This window comes from Clostridium sp. 10cd* (assembly GCF_044336395.1).
Classification (GTDB): domain Bacteria; phylum Bacillota_I; class Bacilli_A; order Erysipelotrichales; family Erysipelotrichaceae; genus Clostridium_AQ; species Clostridium_AQ innocuum.
In genome coordinates, this window is sequence record NZ_CP172347.1 from 230,091 (window position 1) to 248,738 (window position 18,648).

The following is an 18,648-nucleotide window of genomic DNA, read 5'->3' on the forward strand; positions in this document are numbered from 1 at the left end:
TAGAAATTATGAACAAATTACCAATCAAGAAGGTAGTGGAAGGCTTATTGAAATTACAGGATACAGGAGAAAGTGCAACGCTTCTGGGCATTGGGCCGATGTCACCGAATCTGTTGCAGGCAAGCTTTGAAATTGCGAGGGATTATGATTTTCCTTTAATGTTCATTGCCAGCCGGAATCAGGTGGATGCAGATGAATTAGGCGGCGGCTATGTAAACGGCTGGAATCAGAAACGCTTTCAGGACGATATACGCGCAGTTGCTGAGCAGGTTGGCTTTGATGGCTTGTATTATCTGTGCAGGGATCATGGAGGACCATGGCAAAGAGATAATGAGCGGAATGCACACCTGAGCGAGGAGGAGGCCATGAGGCTGGCACGACAGTCTTATCTTGCGGATATTGAAAACGGCTTTGATTTATTGATGATTGATCCGACAAAGGATCCCTTTGAAATTGGAAAGGTGATACCTCTGGATGTTGTTTTGCAGAGGACAGTGGAGCTGATTGCTTATTGTGAGGAAGAACGCAAGCGTAGAAATTTACCGGAAATAGGGTATGAGGTCGGAACGGAGGAAACAAATGGCGGTTTGACATCGACAGAAAAATATCGCGAGTTTATTGAAAAGCTGGAAATAGAGTTGAAGGTTAAGGGACTGCCGATGCCTACCTTTATCGTCGGGCAGACAGGAACACTGACCAGAAAAACAGAGCAGGTAGGAACATATAATTTCCATAATGCATATGATCTGGCTGCCATGGCAAAAGCATACGGTGTCGGATTAAAGGAGCATAATGCAGATTATCTGGATGATGTAACTCTGCTGGAGCATATTCCTGCAAATGTAACGGCAAGCAATGTCGCACCGCAGTATGGAACAGAAGAGACAAGAGCATATCTCAAGCTGTGCGAGGTTGAGGATATTCTGAAAAAGGAAGGACTGCTTGAAAAAACTTCTTCGTTAAGAAAGACATTGCTGGTTAAGGCGATAAAAACAGAGCGTTGGAGAAAATGGATGATCGGGGAACAGCGCAATCTGCAGGTTGCCGATATTTTGAAGGATGAACAGCTGTCACTGGATGTTCTGGATATCGCAGGACACTATGCATTCAATGATGCGGACGTAAAGAAAGAGCTGCGGATACTGTATGAGAATCTGGCGAAGCATCATATTGATGGACAGCGGTTTGTTGTTGATCATATCAAGAGACCGCTGCAGCAGTATGCGGAATGCTATCATCTGAAGGGAGTTACCAGCAGAGTTCGCAGAATAATCGAATAATATGATGAAACAGGAGTCGAAAGGGTTGTTTGACTTCTGTTTTTGCTTGCTTGTGCAATGCTGCAGGGAATATAGGAGTACATATACCTCCTGCATATATAAAGCTTGACGTATGTGTGTAATCTGGATACAATCACCATAGCGGGTACATTGTCAAACACAGAAAAGAATACAGGGAGGAAACAGAATGAGTGAAGGATTAAAACATATATGCTTTGATTTAGATGATACGCTGTATGAACAGATTGCACCTTTTCGACAGGCGTTGCTTACTATTCAATCGGTATCAAATGAGCAGATAAGAAGAATTTATAAAAGCTTTCGCATCCGTAGCAATGAATTGTTTTTTCGGCATCAGAATAAAGAGATATCTTTTGAAGCCATGCAGATTGGACGCATTCAGCTTGCATTAAAAGACCATGACATTTTGATTATGGATGAGGAAGCGTTAAAATTTCAAGCTGCTTATCAGAGGGGTCAATATGAGATTTCATTAAGTGATACGCTAGTGGAAATACTGGATTATTTGAAAAGCAGGGATGTAAGAATCAGTTTGATAACCAATGGACCGTATGAGCATCAGCTGAAGAAAATAAGGAGTCTTGGTCTGGGGAAGTGGATAGAGGAAAAGGATATGATCATTTCATCCGCGGTAGGCATCTCGAAACCGGATGAACGTATTTTCCATATGGTATGTGAAAGCGGGCTGTATGTCGGAGATTCTTATGAAAATGATGTAATCGGTGCGAAGAAGGCAGGCTGGGATGTTATCTGGCTGAATAAATACGGACAACAGGAAGCTGATCAAAAAGCTGATTTTACCGCGCGGGATGAAAGAGAACTGCAATCACTCTTACACAATTTCTTTGATTTTGATGGAAGCTGTATGTGTTAACGAATGTGGTCAGTTGTCATGAAATACATTTATTTTCATGGCAGTTGCTATCTGTTTGGGATATAATAAACCTATAGAATAGGAGATGATTGTATGAAGCAAATACCTATTGGAATAGAGAATTTTAAAGAGCTGATAGATAAAGATTATTATTATGTTGATAAAACTTTATTTATTAGTGATGTATTAAAAGAAAAGGTTGCTCTTTGTACCAGGCCACGCCGATTCGGTAAAACCTTGAACATGAGTAGGCGCTGCCCGCCCAGGCGTGTTATATTATTTCTTTTCCATTCGCCAAGCGGATAATGCATATCTATTTGATGGATTAGAAATTTCAAAAAATAAGGAAGCAATGCAGTATCAGAATCAATATCCTGTTATTTTTATGTCATTGAAGGATCTAAAAGATTTATCATTTCAAGATCAGTTAAATAATTTTCAAATTATCTTAAGTGAAATTATAAGCAGGAATGAAGAATTGCTTATCAGTGAGCATTTGGATGAAATGGATAGAGATTTATTAAAGAGATATAAAGCAGGTACAGTAAATAAAGCACAGCTTCAGAATGGACTACGATTTCTAAGTAATTGTTTAGAGAAGCATTGGAAAAAAAAGGTTGTTCTTTTGATTGATGAGTAGGCGCTGCCCGCCCGTGGCGTGATGTTCCTCTACAAAGCGCCTACCTGAATGGTTATTATGATGATATGGTTGTTTTTCTAAAAAATATGTTCAGTGCAGCATTAAAAACTAATGATGCGGTGGAGAAAGGTATATTGACAGGTTGTTTAAGAATAGCGAGAGAATCTACACCACTGGCGGGCTTTAGCCTTTTCACAGGATTGAATAATTTTAAGGTCATTACTATTTTCGATGATACATCCAATCAGCAATTTGGATTCACACAAAAAGAAATGGACTCACTATTATCAGATTATCAGGCAGAGGCATATCGGGATAAAGTGAAGGAATGGTAGGCGCTGCCCGCCCATGGCGTGACGGATACCAGTTTGGTAGCTGTGATATCTACACTACTAGTGGGCAGAGCCTAATCCATGGAGTGTTTTAATGTATATAGAAAAGCTGAATAAGACGCATCTGCATGAGCCGGAATCGTTCTGGGCGAACACCAGTGGTAATGATATTATTTACCGGTATATAAAAGAAGCAAATCCCAAAATGCGGGAAGAGTTTGATATACTGGTATCCGGTGGAGTGATAGAAAAACCAATCAAGGATACGATAACCTATAGGGAAATGGATCAGATAAACAACGTTTACAGTTTTCTGTTATTTACCGGTTATCTAAAGGCAATTAAATGTGTTGATAATGAAAAAAGGATGTATCGGTTATCAATACCCAATAAGGAAATCAAGCAAATCTATGTGTCTATATTCAGTGAATGGTTCAATGAACAGGTAGAACATAATGGTACATCTTTTGTAGAGGCGTTACGGAAAGAACAGATAAGGAATGCAACTGAAATATTAAATAACGTATTATTTCAAAGCATCAGCTATTTCGATTATGATGAGAAATTCTATCATGGACTTCTGCTTGGAATGTTGAATGACTATATAGTGGCTTCAAATAAGGAGTACGGTTTAGGCAGAGCGGATATTGCAATTCTGCCGCGTTCTATCATGGATAGAGGACTGATATTGGAGTTAAAAATTGCGACATCAATGGCAGAAGTAAGATCAATGGCGCAAAAAGCCTGTGAGCAAATCCGGCAGAAGAAATATATGGAGGGGCTGTTAGCGAATGGATATGAGGATGTGATTGGATACGGTATTGCATTTTATAAAAAATCGTGTGTCATTACAAAGGTATAGTGAGATGAAGCTGTAATCGTGGATAAATGAAAAGGGAAATTCTTCAATATGGGGATTCTCTGGCTATCCAAATTTTTTAGGGGTTTTCGCCAGAAATTTGGGGGTCAACTTTGGGGGAGAGAAAAAATAAAGGCTAAAAATTAAGACCCCTAAAGTTAAAATCAAGAGAATCAGTGAAAAAACATTCTGATTCTCTTTTTTTGGTTATGCTTCTGTACAAATTCTTAATCTCTTTATTCTTTTACTTTATATTTACCACGTTTCTTTCCAACATAGCTATGTACTTCATTAGATGATTTGGGCGTATTTCTCAATGCAGGTCTATTTCTGGTAGACCATAAGATTCGATTTCTAGTATAATTAAAATTAGAGGAACCTCGTGAGTTTCTCTTATAATCTTCGGCTTTCGGTTGAATGATTCCATAGGTCCATTGGATAAACGTGCATAGTAACGCTCATTATCCTTTGCACTACGTCTTGATACCTCAGTTATAGTAAATGAGCGGGCAATCTCATGCTTATATTTATCAAGGTATTGTGAGAAAAGACGAGGAATGTAACCTCTGAGAGCCTTAAATTCTTCAATCATTTTTAATAATTCTTGCATTACTTCATCTTCAGAACTAAAGTGAGTATTATTGAATCTAATATATTTTTCTTTCACATCTCTGATTATATTGAACTTAGGATCTAGTGAGAGAAATAGTTTTTCAATAGTATATGTATCTGCGTACATTCTAAGAGAGCTGTGGTAATACCTTTTGTCAGAGTAATTGATATTGTCTTGATTCTTCAAAAGCACCCAGCGATATTTTCTAAGCAAGATAACTTCTTGTGATTCCTGAATCGTTTTATTGTCTCTATTGGTGTCATGATTTTGTTTTTCAAGCCTTTTAAGATTCTATCTTTATATGCTTTCATTACTGAATTGATATAAGTATTAATCAATCCTAATAAATATTTAACAACATGAAAACTATCTAAAATCGACACAGCATTTGGAAAGAAATGCTTGGGTAATTCAAGATAAGGCTTATATGCATCAGAAATAATATAACGAACATGTTTTCTTTCTTCGTATGGAATGGAGAAGAAGTAGTTTTCAATGGTATGATGCCATCGGTTATGCAAGATGTCAACAATCTCTCCAGAAGTAAAGTCCATAAGAATCAAGGCATATTTCTCTTTTTCAGAAATATCAATATGTACTTCATCAACGGAAAGAAACTCAGGAAGAGTTAAACGTGGCAAATCCACGTAAGCAGTGAAAAGATCGTGAACTTGAGTATCAGATAAATTGAATTGTCTGGCAATAGATGCGGTAGAACGATCAAGGTCTTTCATAGCCTCTAAAACTAGTAGAGGAGTAATATCAGAGGATTGTTTATAACGCTGAAAGAATGGGAAATCTTCATTAACATATGTGGAACAGTTAGTGCATTTCCACTTTCTTTGGCTCACGATAAAGATGATGCAAGTTCCGTCTTGTAAGACAGGGTGTTTGATTTTGCGCTTATAAATACCTTTTGAGTGCATTCTGCAAGAACAATTAGGGCAATAAGACGGGATAGATGGTCGAGAGATATATACATACTTGGTATCAGCGATGATTTCAACATCGTTGATGATAATAGAACCATCATCGGGAATGTTTAATAATTTAAATAGATAAGAATGATCCATGATTACCTCCTTCACAGAAGCATAACCAATAGAACATTATAGAAAAAGAAACAGATGAATGCCACCTGTTTCTTTTGGGATTTATCCCCCTAAAGTGTCCCTCAAAGTTCAGACCCCTAAATTGACCCCTAAAGTTTAGCCCCCCAAATATTTTGGATACCCGATTCTCTTTTTTTATGTATTGCTGATAAGCTTGAGAAAATTTGGATTAAGATGCTTGCTTTTCCTTTAACATGAACTGCTCGTTGCAAGATAGATGAACGTTTAAAGATAGCAGGGTACCGTGCATACATATTGTACTACTTATAGCATATTATTTCTATCTATAGTAAATTGGCATTGAAGTTAAGCGAATGATGATTTAGATAACACAATATTTATAACATATGTAATGTATATACCGTAATTTCTAAAATTATTTGTTGTGGGATAAATTCCTATACTAAAATTCACAAAGAAAAAAGTGCGCAGCGCTTTTACGTATTGCTTCTGGATATTAGTCACTGAAAAACATAAAGAATAATCATTTCCAGTGCATACATAATATATAGGAAAGCACTTGAAAAAGGTGGTGAAAAAATGCACAAAAGGGGGAAAAAGCAGGGTGTTCATGGTATAATAAAAACAACGTGGCCAGAATTTATACAATTCGTTTGAATTGTCTGTCTACTGTTGGAACGGATTATGGTACGCTATATCCGTATTGATTATGTAAGGAGATTATTATGCTGAAAGTCTTACAACATCCATTGATTACGCATAAGCTGACACAGATGCGTAAAAAGGAAACCGGAACAAAGGATTTCCGCCAGAATCTGGATGAGATCGCAGGTCTGATGGCTTACGAAATTTCCAGAGATTTCCCGCTTCAGCCAGTCGAAATCAACACACCTGTCGCAAAGACCACAACCTATGAGCTTGCGAAGGAAATCGTACTGGTACCGATTCTACGTGCAGGTCTTGGTATGGTGAATGGAATCTGTGATTTGATCCCTACCGTCAAGATTGCACATGTGGGGCTGTATCGTGATGAAGAAACACTGGAGCCTCATACATATTTTGAAAAGTATCCGAAGGAAGTAAAGGACGCTATCGTTATGATCGTTGATCCGATGCTGGCAACCGGAGGAAGTGCAATCGCCGCCATTGACATGGTAAAGAAACAGGGCGCTAAGAATATCCGCCTTGTCTGTCTGGTCGGAGCTCCGGAGGGTGTAAGGGCCGTGGAAGAAGCACATCCGGAAGTGGATATCTATCTTGCGGCACTGGATGAAAAACTGAATGAAAAAGGGTATATCGTACCCGGACTTGGAGATGCAGGAGACCGTATTTTCGGTACGAAGTAGTCATGAAGGAAGCGTATCAGGCTATGCGGCAGATGTTTACCATGGCACTTGCCTGTGGGGCAGCGGTATGGATCGGTGCCTGGCTGGATGATGTATTTCATACCTCGCCATGGTGTCTTCTGATTCTGTTAGCCTACGCCATCATCTCCAGTTTGTATCTGATGATTCGAAAGCTGGGTGATGATCATGAATGAAACAAGGAAAATGGGAATGGAGATCCGCATACTTACGCTGCTGCTCTGTGCGGCAGGCTGTGTGGTCTGCATCATCCTGTTTCCCGGAGCGTGGAAGTCAGGTGTCATGGGTATTCTGATCGGCTCCTTAACCGGTATTATGGGCTTCAACATGATCCAGAACATGGTTGGGCACATTGACGGAGAACTGGCGGATATCAAATCCCGTGCATTTCGCTCCTATACGCGAAGATATATGCTGTATGCCGTTATCTTTGCCTTAAGTGCCATCGCAGGTGCGCATATCGCGGCTCTGCTGGTGGGAATGCTGCTTCATAAGTGCAGTATTCTGATTTACAGCTGGAAACACAGAAAGGAGGATGAGTAGTGGACGATAAGTTTGACGGAATCGTTTTGACACTGTTTGGATACAACATCGAATTTCAGCAGTCGATTATCAACTGGCTGATTCTCTGTGTGCTGTTTTCCATATTCTTTATCTGGGCCGGCAAAAAGTTTGAAAAGGCCGATGTTCGAAAGGCGCCGTCGGGAATACTTCTGATTACAGAAATGATTACCGGGCTGTGTACCAATATTATCGGGGATAACCTGAAGCATGAAACGAAGCATTATCTGTCGTTTCTGGGTACACTGACCATGATGATGGCCGTCAGCAATCTTTTGGGACTTCTCGGACTGCAGCCGCCGACATCCAATTTGAGCTTCAATGTTACCCTTGCACTGATGATGTTTCTGACCATTCAGTATAACGGTATCAAAAAAGGCGGGCTTGGCGCACGTCTGAAGGAGCTGACGGAGCCGATGTGGCTGCTTACACCATTGAATGTCATTGGTGAGCTGGCACTTCCGATTTCGCTTTCCATGCGTTTGTTTGGAAACATACTGGCAGGCTCCATTATTATGCTGCTGGTGTATACAATGATGCGAAGCTTTCTCCCGTTTGGAGTGCTCGGATACATTGCGACACCGTTTCTGCATGCGTATTTTGATGTGTTCTCAGGTCTGATACAGACCTATATCTTCTTCACGCTGGCAAGCTTCTTCCTTAGTGAACAGGTTGCCCCGGAAGAATAACAAATGATGTTAACAGGAGGAAAAAATTATGGAATTCAATGAATATTTTGTACAGGGTATGGCACTGTTAGGTGCAGGTATTGCAATGATCGCCGGGTTAGGTCCTGGTATCGGACAGGGTATCGCTGCCAGCAAGGGTGCGGAAAGTGTTGGACGCAATCCGGATGCTGCAGGTAAGATTCGTTCCATCATGGTACTTGGTATCGCTTTGGCGGAAACAACGGGTATCTATGCATTGATTGTTGCCTTGATTCTAATCTTCATGAAAGGGTAATGTCATTCATCATGAAGCTATGAAGAAAGGAGGTATTCGCATAGTATGGATTTTGATATAAATGCCTATCTGCGGCTGAATCCGATGGATATGATCATGGTCTGTGTATCAACGCTGATCATCATCGCTATCGCAAAGCATTTTTTCTGGGACAAGGTGCTTGCCTATCTCGATGCACGCAAGGCTGCTATTCAGGCAGATATCGATGCAGGTACGCAAAGCAGGGAAGCAGGAGAACAATACAAGCGCCAGTATGAAGAGCAGATGGCCAATGCCCGCGGCGAGGCTCATGAAATACTGGAAAGTGCCAAAGCCAATGCCGTACAGGAAAAACGTGAAATTCTGGCTGCCGCAAGAGGTGAAGCCGAAGCGGTCAAGGAAAAAGCACGGAAGGATATCGAGCGTGAAAAGGTACAGGCTCGTGCAGAAATGAAGGATGCAATCGTGGATGTGGCATTTGAAGCCGCAAAACAGATTGTTAATAAAGAACTGGATGAAAGTACACATAAGCAGTACGTGGATGATTTTATCGAGCATGCAGGTGATGAGTCATGGCAGGCATAGCAGCAAAAAGCTACAGTGATGCACTGTTTGCACTTGCACAGGAGGAGCAGAAGCTGGATACATTCAAGGCAGATGTATGCATGATGGATGAACAGCTGAAGGCGTATCCCGATTTCATGCGGGTACTGACGCATCCCAAGATTCACAAGGAAGAAAAGAAACAGACGCTTGCGTCTGTATTCGGTAGTGAAGTCGATCATATGGTTTTGAATTTCGCAAAGCTTTTGATTGACAAAAGCCGTTTTCAGAGTTTTCACGATATTACCAGAGAGTTTGTAAAGCAGTATAACAAGGTAAACAATATCGAAGTGGCACATGTCCGTACGGCAAAGAAGCTGGATGATGCGGAAATTAAGCGTCTGAAATCCATGCTGGAGGAAAAGCTTTCGAAAACTGTGGAATTACACATACAGGAGGATCCGGATCTGCTTGCGGGACTGCGCATAAAGATCAATGATATGGTTCTGGATAATACCGCCAGAAGCCGTATGGATAATCTGAAACAGCTGGCACAGAGTGAGCCTGTGCAGGAAAGTTAGAGGTGAGTGCGAGTGAGCTTAAAGCCAGAAGAGATAAGTAAGCTGATCAAGGATCAGATTCGCAGATATGATGAGGATCTGGAAATCGATGAAACTGGTACGATTATCACCGTTGGTGACGGTATCGCGCTGATTTACGGTTTACAGAATGCGATGGCCGGTGAGCTGCTTCGTTTTCCCGGAGATATTTATGGAATGGTACTGAACCTGGAGGAAGAGCACGTCGGTGCTGTTTTGATGGGGGATGACTCCAACATCCGTGAAGGCGATGAAGTAAAACGTACCGGTCGTATCGTAGAGGTTCCCGTTGGGGACGGTATGCTGGGACGTGTTGTCAATGCACTTGGACAGGCAATTGACGGAGGAGAACCGATTAAAAGTGATAAGTTCCGTCCGGTAGAGCGTGTGGCACCCGGTGTTATGACAAGAAAAAGTGTACATCAGCCGATTCAGACCGGCTTGAAAATCATTGATTCCATGATTCCAATCGGCCGCGGTCAGCGTGAGCTGATCATCGGAGATCGCCAGACGGGAAAAACGGCGATTGCCATTGATACGATTATCAATCAGAAGAATAACAATGTAAAATGCATCTATGTTGCCATTGGTCAGAAGGCCAGTACGGTAGCACAAATCGTAGAAAAGCTGCGTTCCCACGGTGCCATGGAGTATACGACCATTGTATCCTCCACCGCAAGTGAACCGGCTCCGCTGCAATATATTGCGCCGTATGCAGGCTGTGCAATCGGCGAGGAATGGATGGAAAACGGTGATGATGTGCTGATCGTTTATGACGATTTGAGTAAGCATGCGGTTGCCTATCGTACCATGTCCCTGCTGCTGAAGCGTCCGCCTGGGCGTGAGGCATATCCGGGAGATGTCTTCTATCTGCATTCCCGTCTGCTGGAGCGTGCGGCAAAGCTGAATGATGAGCTTGGCGCAGGAAGTCTGACAGCTCTGCCAATTATTGAAACACAGGCTGGAGATATTTCCGCCTATATTCCGACAAATGTTATTTCCATCACCGATGGACAGATCTTCCTGCAGACGGAGCTGTTCAACAGTGGTGTACGTCCTGCCGTTGACAGCGGTCTGTCCGTTTCCCGTGTAGGTAGTGCGGCGCAGATCAAGGCAATGAAGCAGGTGAGCGGTTCTCTGAAACTGGAGCTGGCACAGTTCCGTGAGATGCAGGCCTTTGCGAAATTCGGAAGTGATCTGGATGCGGCTACAACGGAAACACTTGCCCACGGTGAGCGTTTGACGAAGCTGCTGATTCAGAATCAGTATGATCCGCTTCCGGTAACCCATCAGGTGTTAACACTGTTTGCGGCGAAAAACAAATTTCTGAAGCCGGTTAAGGTGGAGGATGTTCAGCTGTATGAAAAAGAAATGCTGAAGTACATGGAGCGAAACCATGCGGACATCTTAACGGAAATCGAAGAAAAGCAGGCGCTGGATGATGCACTGAGTGCAAACATCAAGGCTGCATTGCAGGCGTTTGAAGCTGAATTCAAGAATATGATAGAAGGATAATGTATGGCAGCAGGTAAACTGGAGATCAAAGCGCGCATCCGCTCTGTTGAATCTACAAAAAAGATTACAAAGGCGATGCAGCTGGTTGCCACCAGTAAGCTGAAGAAACAGAAACAGTACATGGAAGAGAATCGGGATTATGCATATTATCTGAAAGAAACTGTGCAGGAAATCCTGTCTTCCATCGAGCATTCCAGACATCCGTATCTGCAGAAGCAGGAGGGGAAACCGTATACCATCGTCTTTACAAGTGACATGGGGCTGTGCGGCGGCTATAATGCCAACATCTTCCGTATGCTGCAGCATGAAATCGGCAATGAGGGTGACTTTGTCATTATCGGAGCACGTGGAGCCAACTGGATTCACAATAAGGATTTCCATGTTGTGCAAAGCGAAACGGATCTGGAAGAGGACTGTTACAGTGAGCTGGTTGGTGTAGCTGATCATGCATTGGAACTGTACCGCAAACAGGAAATATCGGAAATACGTATCTTATATACACACTTTGTTAATTCTGTAACCTTTGAACCGAAGCTGATTACGCTGCTTCCGGTGGAAAAGGAAGAACGAGAGAAAGCAACGACTGCAGAAACCATCTTTGAGCCTGCAGGTGACCGGATTCTGGACACCCTGGTTCCAATGTATGTGCGTTCCCTTTTATACAGCTACTTCCTGGAAACGAAAACAAGTGAACAGGCAAGCAGGCGTATGGCAATGGAAAGTGCAACAGATAATGCAGAGGAGTTGAAGGAAACTCTCGAATTACAATTCAACCAGGCTCGACAGGCTGCAATTACCCAGGAAATAACGGAAATTGTCGGCGGTGTCAACGCTATGGAATGAAAGGAGCAGCCATGAGTAAGAATACAGGAAAAATCGTACAGGTCATTGGACCGGTAGTCGACGTTGCATTTGAGAACGGAGATCTGCCGCAGCTATTGACCGCTATTGAAATTCCTCTGAAAGACAGTGAATCTTTAGTTGTCGAAGTTGCTCAGCATATCGGTGATGAACGTGTCCGCTGTATCGCCATGGGTGGTACAGACGGTCTGGTTCGTGGAATGGAAGCCATTGATACAGGATCCGCAATCCGTGTACCGGTGGGAAAAGAAATTCTGGGAAGAATGTTTAATGTCCTTGGACGTGAAATTGATGGTCTGGGACCTGTTGGAACGGAGAACACACTGCCGATCCACAGACAGGCACCGGGCTTTGAGGAGCAGCAGACATCCGCAGAAATGCTGGAAACAGGAATTAAGGTCATTGACCTGCTATGCCCATATTCCAAGGGTGGTAAGATTGGTTTGTTTGGCGGTGCGGGAGTAGGTAAAACCGTACTGATTCAGGAGCTGATCCATAATATCGCCAAGGAACATGGTGGAATGTCCGTCGTTACCGGCGTAGGGGAGAGAACCCGCGAAGGAAACGACATGTATCATGAAATGAAGGACAGCGGCGTCCTTGATAAGACCGTGCTGGTGTACGGACAGATGAATGAATCTCCGGGTGCAAGAATGCGTGTCGGCCTGACCGGTCTGACGATGGCGGAATACTTCCGTGATCATGACCATCAAGATGTGCTGCTGTTTATTGATAATATCTTCCGTTTTACCCAGGCGGGAAGTGAAGTAAGCGCCCTGCTGGGACGTATGCCGAGTGCAGTAGGCTATCAGCCGACACTTGCGACAGAAATGGGGCAGCTGCAGGAGCGTATCACATCCACGAAGGATGGTTCCATTACCTCTGTTCAGGCAATTTATGTACCTGCGGATGACTTGACGGACCCGGCTCCGGCTACCGCATTTACCCATCTGGATGCGAAAACGGTTCTGGACCGTGATATTGCGGCACTGGGAATTTATCCGGCTGTTGATCCGCTGGAATCCAGCTCACGTATATTGGATCCGCTAGTTGTCGGAGAAGAGCATTATGAAGTTGCCCGCGGAGTACAGACGATTTTACAGCGCTATAAGGAGCTGCAGGATATCATTGCCATTCTGGGTATGGACGAGCTGAGTGAGGAAGACAAGATTATTGTCAACCGTGCCCGCCGTGTCCGTAACTTCCTGTCACAGCCATTCCATGTTGCGGAGGTGTTCTCCGGAATCAAGGGCTGCTATGTATCCCGTGAGGATACCGTGCGAAGCTTCAAGGAACTGCTGGCTGGGAAATACGATGACCTTCCGGAACAGGCCTTCATGTTCGCATCAACGATCGAAGAAGTTGTCGAGAAAGCTAAGGCTCTGGAAAACTGAGTATGATCAAAATCAAGATCATTACGCCGCTGGGTCTTTACAAGGAAGGCGAAGTCGGCGGCGTGCATGTACGGACGGTGGAAGGAGAAACGACAATTCTTCCCAACCACATGCCAATCGTTGCAATGCTGACAACATGCAAATGTTCTCTTATGGAAGGCAATGAATATAAGGATTATGCGATTGCCGGCGGACTGCTTCAGTTTGCGGACAATGAGATGCGAATTCTTGCGGATGCGATTGAAGGCCGTGAGGAAATCGATATCGAGCGTGCCAGACATGCAAAACAACGTGCTGAGGAGCGTTTGAAGAAAATGGATAACCGCACCAGCATTAAGCGTGCTGAGGTCGCATTGGCAAAAGCAATTAACCGTATCAAGGTTTACGGTGGTTAACATTATAGGGATATCAGAATCATCTGGTATCTCTTTTTTGTTAAGCGAAGCAATTGAAAAAATTCATGATTTGTTTACTTTTCAGCATACCTGAAAAATTAGATGTTATGCTATGGCTACAGGCAATGTATAAGACTCTATGGTAAAGGATACAGTGAGTTCTTTAACTGGCAGATCTATGATGCATTCAGTCTGCTTGCGGATATCATGCAAAGCGCTGGTAAACGTATGATCGGTAATTATGCTTGTGTAAGTACGCTGAATCTTCCGCAAAAAAAAGAATATGGAAGTCTGTATTGATACATCTGGGAAAAGCAGTCTTACTGAAAAGGATATCACTCTTTTCAATAAGCAATAACCTAAGCTTAAAACGGGTATCTATATTCCAACCTATTGATTGGAGCTGTTCTCTGACATGGTTAAAAAAATCGTGATGTAGAAGGTTTTTTCTAGCTAGTGGATGTAGACGAAAAAGGGAATCCAAATATCTATGAAATACAACAGTATTTGAATTCCCCTATGTATATGTATTCGTTATGGACGAGGTCCTGTAGAACTATAAAAGTTTACTTCCTTCTTCTCAACCTGTCAAAGCCAATTTGTATGAGGACAATCAGAAAAGCGATGAGCATATTCTCCAATGAGGCTGACCGGTTGAAAACCATCATGATCGCCACGATAACCGTATATTCGATTAAGTAAATTTTTCCATTCATATTCGTTCTCCTCAAAATGCTGCATGAACTGAGCTTCCACTGTTATGCAACAGCGGCATCATATGTATTCGGATACAGGGTGATCATCATATAACAGATTTCATCATCACTGATCTCAATTTCAAAGGCCTCCTCAATGGACTTGATATGGCTTCTTATTTTCTGAAAAATCTCTTTATTACTGTCCAAATAGGGCGTCTTATGGTCAAATATGATTGTCTTATTTGCTATGATACGCTCAATCATAAAACCGATATGGATAATTAATGAGAATCCGGTAGAGGCTCTGTTTTTTTCTTCATACTCCAGATCATCAAAAAGATTTTCTAAAAACTCCGCGGCAACCTTCTGAACAGCCAGTGGATTTACATACATAACATGCTGGGCCAGAAATCCTGCAGCTTCCTCTGCACTCTGGTCTGTTTTTTTATGCTTTGTCTTTTGTTCGCTTACTCCTGTTTTGTTCAGAAATTTAATGAAATTCTCCTTTTTATCATCGGTAACCAGTTCGGATATATGAAAGAAAGGGGCATCCACATCAATATGTACATTTCCAATGACTGCAACCAGATTATAGCTGTCTACGATTTCCTGATAGGTCTCATTTTTCTTTTGAAGCTCCTCATTGCTTAACGCAAATACATGGATGTAGCCAAGCGAATTTTCCTTTAATATTTCAACAATCATATTTTTAAATGCGATACTTGTTCCCTGACCGGATGAACATGCGGATATGATTGCAGGCTCTTTCTCTGAGCTTGCAAAGGCAGGCTCAAAGCGGTTTTTAATCAGATATTCATTATAGGTGAGGTCGATATGCTCATTACGATTCAGCATGATGTGGGCAAAGTCCAAAGCAATCGCTGTGGATACGTTTGGAATCGTATGTGTGGGGATACCGGTATCTCTGGTCAGCTTATGACCGAAATCCAGAAGAGAGCCCATGTCCGCCAGAATCATCACACCCTTTTTGAGATGCAGACTCTCGATTTCCTCCATAAACAGCTGGTAGCTCTGATTGACATCCTGTGTCAGCGGCATATCAAATGCCCTTACAAAATCTGTATGCAGCAGGCGGTTGCATACCTCTGCTATGCTGGATGCTGTATTGCCATGAGCAAGAATATATAAGGCAGCCTTTGATGAATTATCCGGTACAATATCACTTGTAATATTCTTGATCAGCAGCTGAAAGAACTTTTTCTCATCCGTTGGCAGACGCAGAGAAAACTTGCTTTCGATCCTGTCGATCATATCATCAACAATCGCATCGCCTGTTTTCACAGGCACGGAGCTGCTCTCCGTCAGCTTTATTTTCCGCAATCTGTCAATGAGAAATTTTAAATGAAAGGCCAGAACGAGGATGCTCTGCTCCGTTATTTTTACAGACAGGCGGTTTTGTATTTCCTTCATGACCTCCAGTGAGAAATCGACAATGCGCGGTTCGATAATCTTATAAAGCTCATCCTTGTTTACTGTTTTAAAATACATGCTGTTGAGAATTTCGTCATAATAGGAAGACACTGCGGAGGATATGCGGATTGCGACCTCATCGCTCGTCAGTCCCTGTCTGGAATAATTGCGAATCTCATCAATCAGACTGCAGTATGCTTCCTCATTCAGTACGTTTTCCTTTACATGTGTAATCTCATTGGAAGGTGTGATTACAAGGTCATAGTTGTAATTCTCATAATTGTCGGTGAAGGTATATCCGATTTTCCTATACTTTTTATAAGCCTCTCGGATATTGTCTGACAGAAATACATAGGGAACCTTGATTTCACCGAATTCCTTGGTTTTACTTTCAAGGAAAGAGCGGGCACACAGTATTTTTATTTCAGAGGCAAGCTGTCCGATATTTTCTGTAAAATCATACAGGGTAATAGCTTTCACAATATCCGCATCAATGATATAGGTGCGCTGTGTAAGGATTGCCTCCTTGGAAAAGAGATGCTCCATGATTTTCAGCTTTTCCTGTAGCGGACGCTCGCGCAGCGGCGGCAGATTGATTGTAAGCGGAATTCTGCGCTTAAAGGTTTTCAGCAGGACATCCTTCGGATTTTCTGTTGTAGCTCCAATGATGAGGATATCCGCTTTCCGTATCGTATTTGCTTCCCCCATCTTGCGGTACTGTCCGGTATCCATAAGATAGAATAACAGCTCCTGTCCCTCCGGAGGAAGTCTGTGAATTTCATCGAGAAACAATATTCCGTGATTCGCTTTTTCAACAAGACCCTCCGTTTCCTGATCCGCGCCGGTAAAGGCGCCCCGGATATGTCCGAACAGCTGTGACAGTAAAAGCTGTGGATTGTGATAGTAGTCCGCACAGTTGAATTCCACGAAGGGATATTCCTTTTCACTCATGCCTTTTATTTTTCTGCCATAGTCATACATCGTATGCGCGAATAATGTTTTTCCAGTGCCGCTTTCTCCGGTAATCAGTGTGTGCAGACCCTTTGGTGGATATAAAATTGCGGACTGCGCCTGCTTAATCTGTAAAGACTGGCTGCCGTCATAGCCAATCATGATGGAAAAGGAATCTACCTCCTGTTCTTTTTTGAAAAACAGATCTCTGATTTCCTCCGGGGTATAAACACTCTTTTCCAGGGGAACATGCAGCTCCTTCTTTATGATATCCACAGGAACAAATAAAACAGGTCGGGTTTCAATTTTAATAAACAAGCCGTTCTTGACAGCCGTATTCAGCATGGTACTGACCGTCGAACGGTATGTGTTAAAGTGATCAGCGATATCCTTTGCTGTGATTCCGAAATTCTCTTTCTTCTGAATTCTGTTTTCCAGATATTCCCTTGTAATGACAGAATAGATATAATCGAATACTTCCTGCTCAGACATATCTACACCTCTTTTCTTTTATGAATGCATCGTTTGTTTTACCATGATGCAGCAGTACGTTTATTAATGAATGTGCAGTTTGCCATTGTGCAAAAGAGCACTGCAAATGCCTTTCTCTATTGTATTGCATGATATCTGTGCTTTGTTTCTGCTGTATGGAAGGTTGCAGAAAAGTACAGACAGCATCCGTTTAGGATAAAAGCTCAATCAATGAGTTCATAATCTCCTTTGGCGTTGTGGAAGCTTTAATCCGCTCCATGGATTCCTTCTCTGAAAACATTCCGACAAGCTTTTGGAGAATTGTCAGCTGATGCTCAGCACCATTCACAGCAAGCGTAAAGATGATATTTACCGGTACGGTTTCATTATCTGATCCCATTAGCGTGAAATCCACAGGGGTTTTCAGCTTTGTAATGATGATTGCCGATTTCTTAACCGTATCCCTTTCCATGGGATGAGGGATTGCAACCTTAAGTACCTCCGTGGGTAATGCTGTCGGGTACAGCTTTTCTCTTTTGATAACTGCATCCGCAAACCCTTCCTTAACATATCCCTTCCGGTATGCATCCTCACCGATTTTTTTGATAGCATCCTCAAAATCCTCTGCTTCCAGTGTTAATTCTATCAGTTCTTCAAATAATAAATCCCTTATATTGTATTTTTCCATAATTGAATACCTCCCGCTTTTTATTAAAGCAAAAATCTTGCCAAACTATGGAATTATAAGCTGATTATGAAATATATCTGAAAATTTATGAGAAAATGCTTCCCTTAAGCTCCTGTTTACCAAGGCTGAAATTTATCACTATGCTTATGCAGATAACATGCAGAGGTTGTTTGTGATACCATAGGGACATGGAAAAGCTATGATTTACAGAGCATATTCGTTCGTGATTGAAATCTCATTTAAAATTATAGCATAGAAAATATAAAAGAAATAATAAATAAATGCAGTTATCTGTAAGCATGCATGAAAGGGATATACGTTATAAAAAGAGCGTTGGGGAATTTGGGTTACATATATAAGGAAGCATATTGGAAAAACAGCCATTCTGTAAGACATAAGAAGAGGCAAAAAAGCATTTTTGCATATAGCTTCCCTATGCTTTCTCCGGTGTAAAAACAGAAGAAAAAGTGTCTGTTCACTGGAATTGGCAAAATTTTTGCTTTATTAAATAGGCGTAAACGACCTGAAAGATGGTTAGAAAGG

General features: G+C 42.2%; 20 protein-coding genes and 1 pseudogene. 17 read left to right on the forward strand and 4 right to left on the reverse strand.

The window, feature by feature from the left end:
- Positions 1-8 precede the first annotated feature (8 nt).
- The 6 genes from ACG3M1_RS01140 to ACG3M1_RS01165 all read left to right on the forward strand — a co-directional run bounded on the left by ACG3M1_RS01140 (position 9) and on the right by ACG3M1_RS01165 (position 4,009).
- Entirely contained in the window at positions 9-1,280 is a 1,272-nt protein-coding gene (locus ACG3M1_RS01140) for a class II D-tagatose-bisphosphate aldolase non-catalytic subunit (RefSeq protein WP_008818207.1), read from the forward strand.
- Between the two features lie 187 nt (positions 1,281-1,467).
- Positions 1,468-2,175, forward strand: a complete 708-nt coding sequence (locus tag ACG3M1_RS01145) for an HAD family hydrolase (RefSeq protein ID WP_009270185.1) — start codon at positions 1,468-1,470, stop codon at positions 2,173-2,175.
- A gap of 93 nt (positions 2,176-2,268) precedes the next feature.
- On the forward strand, positions 2,269-2,481 hold the full coding sequence (locus ACG3M1_RS01150; protein ID WP_008818209.1) for an AAA family ATPase: 213 nt from the start codon (positions 2,269-2,271) through the stop codon (positions 2,479-2,481).
- Entirely contained in the window at positions 2,444-2,815 is a 372-nt protein-coding gene (locus ACG3M1_RS01155; protein WP_021420414.1) for an AAA family ATPase, read from the forward strand. The genes ACG3M1_RS01150 and ACG3M1_RS01155 overlap by 38 nt, the downstream gene beginning before the upstream one ends.
- A 65-nt stretch (positions 2,816-2,880) precedes the next feature.
- On the forward strand, positions 2,881-3,150 hold the full coding sequence (locus ACG3M1_RS01160; RefSeq protein WP_008818211.1) for an AAA family ATPase: 270 nt from the start codon (positions 2,881-2,883) through the stop codon (positions 3,148-3,150).
- A 91-nt stretch (positions 3,151-3,241) separates the two neighbouring features.
- Positions 3,242-4,009, forward strand: coding sequence for a PD-(D/E)XK nuclease domain-containing protein (locus ACG3M1_RS01165; RefSeq protein WP_009270186.1), 768 nt, complete (start codon positions 3,242-3,244; stop codon positions 4,007-4,009).
- Positions 4,010-4,242: 233 nt separating this feature from the next.
- Here the strand turns inward: ACG3M1_RS01165 and ACG3M1_RS22835 are convergent.
- Positions 4,243-5,692: pseudogene (locus ACG3M1_RS22835) on the reverse strand (transposase).
- Between the two features lie 725 nt (positions 5,693-6,417).
- Between ACG3M1_RS22835 and upp the strand changes: the two are divergent.
- Genes upp through atpC form a run of 11 tightly spaced genes read left to right on the forward strand, consistent with a single transcriptional unit; the run spans position 6,418 to position 13,866 of the window.
- The gene (gene upp, locus ACG3M1_RS01180) at positions 6,418-7,038 is read left to right on the forward strand and encodes a uracil phosphoribosyltransferase (RefSeq protein WP_008818213.1); all 621 of its coding nucleotides are present in this window, start codon (positions 6,418-6,420) and stop codon (positions 7,036-7,038) included.
- Positions 7,039-7,040: 2 nt separating this feature from the next.
- Complete coding sequence (locus ACG3M1_RS01185; RefSeq protein ID WP_009270187.1) at positions 7,041-7,232, forward strand: AtpZ/AtpI family protein; 192 nt, start codon at positions 7,041-7,043, stop codon at positions 7,230-7,232.
- On the forward strand, positions 7,225-7,599 hold the full coding sequence (locus ACG3M1_RS01190) for a hypothetical protein (protein ID WP_021420413.1): 375 nt from the start codon (positions 7,225-7,227) through the stop codon (positions 7,597-7,599). Before ACG3M1_RS01185 ends, ACG3M1_RS01190 begins: the two co-directional genes overlap by 8 nt.
- Complete coding sequence (atpB, locus tag ACG3M1_RS01195; RefSeq protein ID WP_008818216.1) at positions 7,599-8,306, forward strand: F0F1 ATP synthase subunit A; 708 nt, start codon at positions 7,599-7,601, stop codon at positions 8,304-8,306. The genes ACG3M1_RS01190 and atpB overlap by 1 nt, the downstream gene beginning before the upstream one ends.
- Before the next feature lie 28 nt (positions 8,307-8,334).
- On the forward strand, positions 8,335-8,580 hold the full coding sequence (gene atpE, locus ACG3M1_RS01200; protein WP_002606928.1) for an ATP synthase F0 subunit C: 246 nt from the start codon (positions 8,335-8,337) through the stop codon (positions 8,578-8,580).
- Between the two features lie 45 nt (positions 8,581-8,625).
- Positions 8,626-9,144 carry a F0F1 ATP synthase subunit B gene (gene atpF / locus ACG3M1_RS01205; RefSeq protein WP_008818217.1) on the forward strand — a complete coding sequence of 173 codons (519 nt, stop codon included), beginning with the start codon at positions 8,626-8,628 and terminating at the stop codon, positions 9,142-9,144.
- The gene (gene atpH, locus ACG3M1_RS01210; RefSeq protein ID WP_008818218.1) at positions 9,132-9,683 is read left to right on the forward strand and encodes an ATP synthase F1 subunit delta; all 552 of its coding nucleotides are present in this window, start codon (positions 9,132-9,134) and stop codon (positions 9,681-9,683) included. Before atpF ends, atpH begins: the two co-directional genes overlap by 13 nt.
- A gap of 12 nt (positions 9,684-9,695) precedes the next feature.
- On the forward strand, positions 9,696-11,216 hold the full coding sequence (gene atpA, locus ACG3M1_RS01215) for a F0F1 ATP synthase subunit alpha (protein ID WP_008818219.1): 1,521 nt from the start codon (positions 9,696-9,698) through the stop codon (positions 11,214-11,216).
- A 3-nt stretch (positions 11,217-11,219) separates the two neighbouring features.
- Positions 11,220-12,059 (forward strand): ATP synthase F1 subunit gamma, encoded by an 840-nt coding sequence (gene atpG / locus ACG3M1_RS01220; protein ID WP_008818220.1) that lies wholly within the window; start codon positions 11,220-11,222, stop codon positions 12,057-12,059.
- Between the two features lie 11 nt (positions 12,060-12,070).
- Complete coding sequence (gene atpD / locus ACG3M1_RS01225) at positions 12,071-13,471, forward strand: F0F1 ATP synthase subunit beta (RefSeq protein ID WP_008818221.1); 1,401 nt, start codon at positions 12,071-12,073, stop codon at positions 13,469-13,471.
- A 2-nt stretch (positions 13,472-13,473) separates the two neighbouring features.
- The gene (gene atpC / locus ACG3M1_RS01230) at positions 13,474-13,866 is read left to right on the forward strand and encodes an ATP synthase F1 subunit epsilon (protein ID WP_008818222.1); all 393 of its coding nucleotides are present in this window, start codon (positions 13,474-13,476) and stop codon (positions 13,864-13,866) included.
- A gap of 566 nt (positions 13,867-14,432) precedes the next feature.
- On the opposite strand, the gene ACG3M1_RS01235 is transcribed toward atpC, so the two are convergent.
- From ACG3M1_RS01235 to ACG3M1_RS01245, 3 genes are all read right to left on the reverse strand, one after another.
- Positions 14,433-14,582, reverse strand: a complete 150-nt coding sequence (locus tag ACG3M1_RS01235; protein WP_008818223.1) for a hypothetical protein — start codon at positions 14,580-14,582, stop codon at positions 14,433-14,435.
- Between the two features lie 42 nt (positions 14,583-14,624).
- Positions 14,625-17,438, reverse strand: coding sequence for a sigma 54-interacting transcriptional regulator (locus tag ACG3M1_RS01240; protein WP_217793607.1), 2,814 nt, complete (start codon positions 17,436-17,438; stop codon positions 14,625-14,627).
- 190 nt (positions 17,439-17,628) lie between these two features.
- Positions 17,629-18,105, reverse strand: a complete 477-nt coding sequence (locus ACG3M1_RS01245) for a PTS sugar transporter subunit IIA (protein WP_002606937.1) — start codon at positions 18,103-18,105, stop codon at positions 17,629-17,631.
- Between the last annotated feature and the right edge of the window lie 543 nt (positions 18,106-18,648).

Coding starts and splice junctions, on each gene's coding strand:
- ACG3M1_RS01165 (WP_009270186.1), top strand. CDS start 3,242: ATGTATATAGAAAAGCTGAATAAGACGCATCTGCATGAGCCGGAATCG.
- ACG3M1_RS01185 (WP_009270187.1), top strand. CDS start 7,041: ATGAAGGAAGCGTATCAGGCTATGCGGCAGATGTTTACCATGGCACTT.
- atpD (WP_008818221.1), top strand. CDS start 12,071: ATGAGTAAGAATACAGGAAAAATCGTACAGGTCATTGGACCGGTAGTC.
- upp (WP_008818213.1), top strand. CDS start 6,418: ATGCTGAAAGTCTTACAACATCCATTGATTACGCATAAGCTGACACAG.
- ACG3M1_RS01140 (WP_008818207.1), top strand. CDS start 9: ATGAACAAATTACCAATCAAGAAGGTAGTGGAAGGCTTATTGAAATTA.
- ACG3M1_RS01145 (WP_009270185.1), top strand. CDS start 1,468: ATGAGTGAAGGATTAAAACATATATGCTTTGATTTAGATGATACGCTG.
- ACG3M1_RS01240 (WP_217793607.1), bottom strand. CDS start 17,438: ATGTCTGAGCAGGAAGTATTCGATTATATCTATTCTGTCATTACAAGG.
- atpF (WP_008818217.1), top strand. CDS start 8,626: ATGGATTTTGATATAAATGCCTATCTGCGGCTGAATCCGATGGATATG.
- ACG3M1_RS01245 (WP_002606937.1), bottom strand. CDS start 18,105: ATGGAAAAATACAATATAAGGGATTTATTATTTGAAGAACTGATAGAA.
- atpE (WP_002606928.1), top strand. CDS start 8,335: ATGGAATTCAATGAATATTTTGTACAGGGTATGGCACTGTTAGGTGCA.
- ACG3M1_RS01235 (WP_008818223.1), bottom strand. CDS start 14,582: ATGAATGGAAAAATTTACTTAATCGAATATACGGTTATCGTGGCGATC.
- ACG3M1_RS01160 (WP_008818211.1), top strand. CDS start 2,881: ATGGTTGTTTTTCTAAAAAATATGTTCAGTGCAGCATTAAAAACTAAT.
- atpH (WP_008818218.1), top strand. CDS start 9,132: ATGGCAGGCATAGCAGCAAAAAGCTACAGTGATGCACTGTTTGCACTT.
- ACG3M1_RS01190 (WP_021420413.1), top strand. CDS start 7,225: ATGAATGAAACAAGGAAAATGGGAATGGAGATCCGCATACTTACGCTG.
- atpC (WP_008818222.1), top strand. CDS start 13,474: ATGATCAAAATCAAGATCATTACGCCGCTGGGTCTTTACAAGGAAGGC.
- atpG (WP_008818220.1), top strand. CDS start 11,220: ATGGCAGCAGGTAAACTGGAGATCAAAGCGCGCATCCGCTCTGTTGAA.
- ACG3M1_RS01150 (WP_008818209.1), top strand. CDS start 2,269: ATGAAGCAAATACCTATTGGAATAGAGAATTTTAAAGAGCTGATAGAT.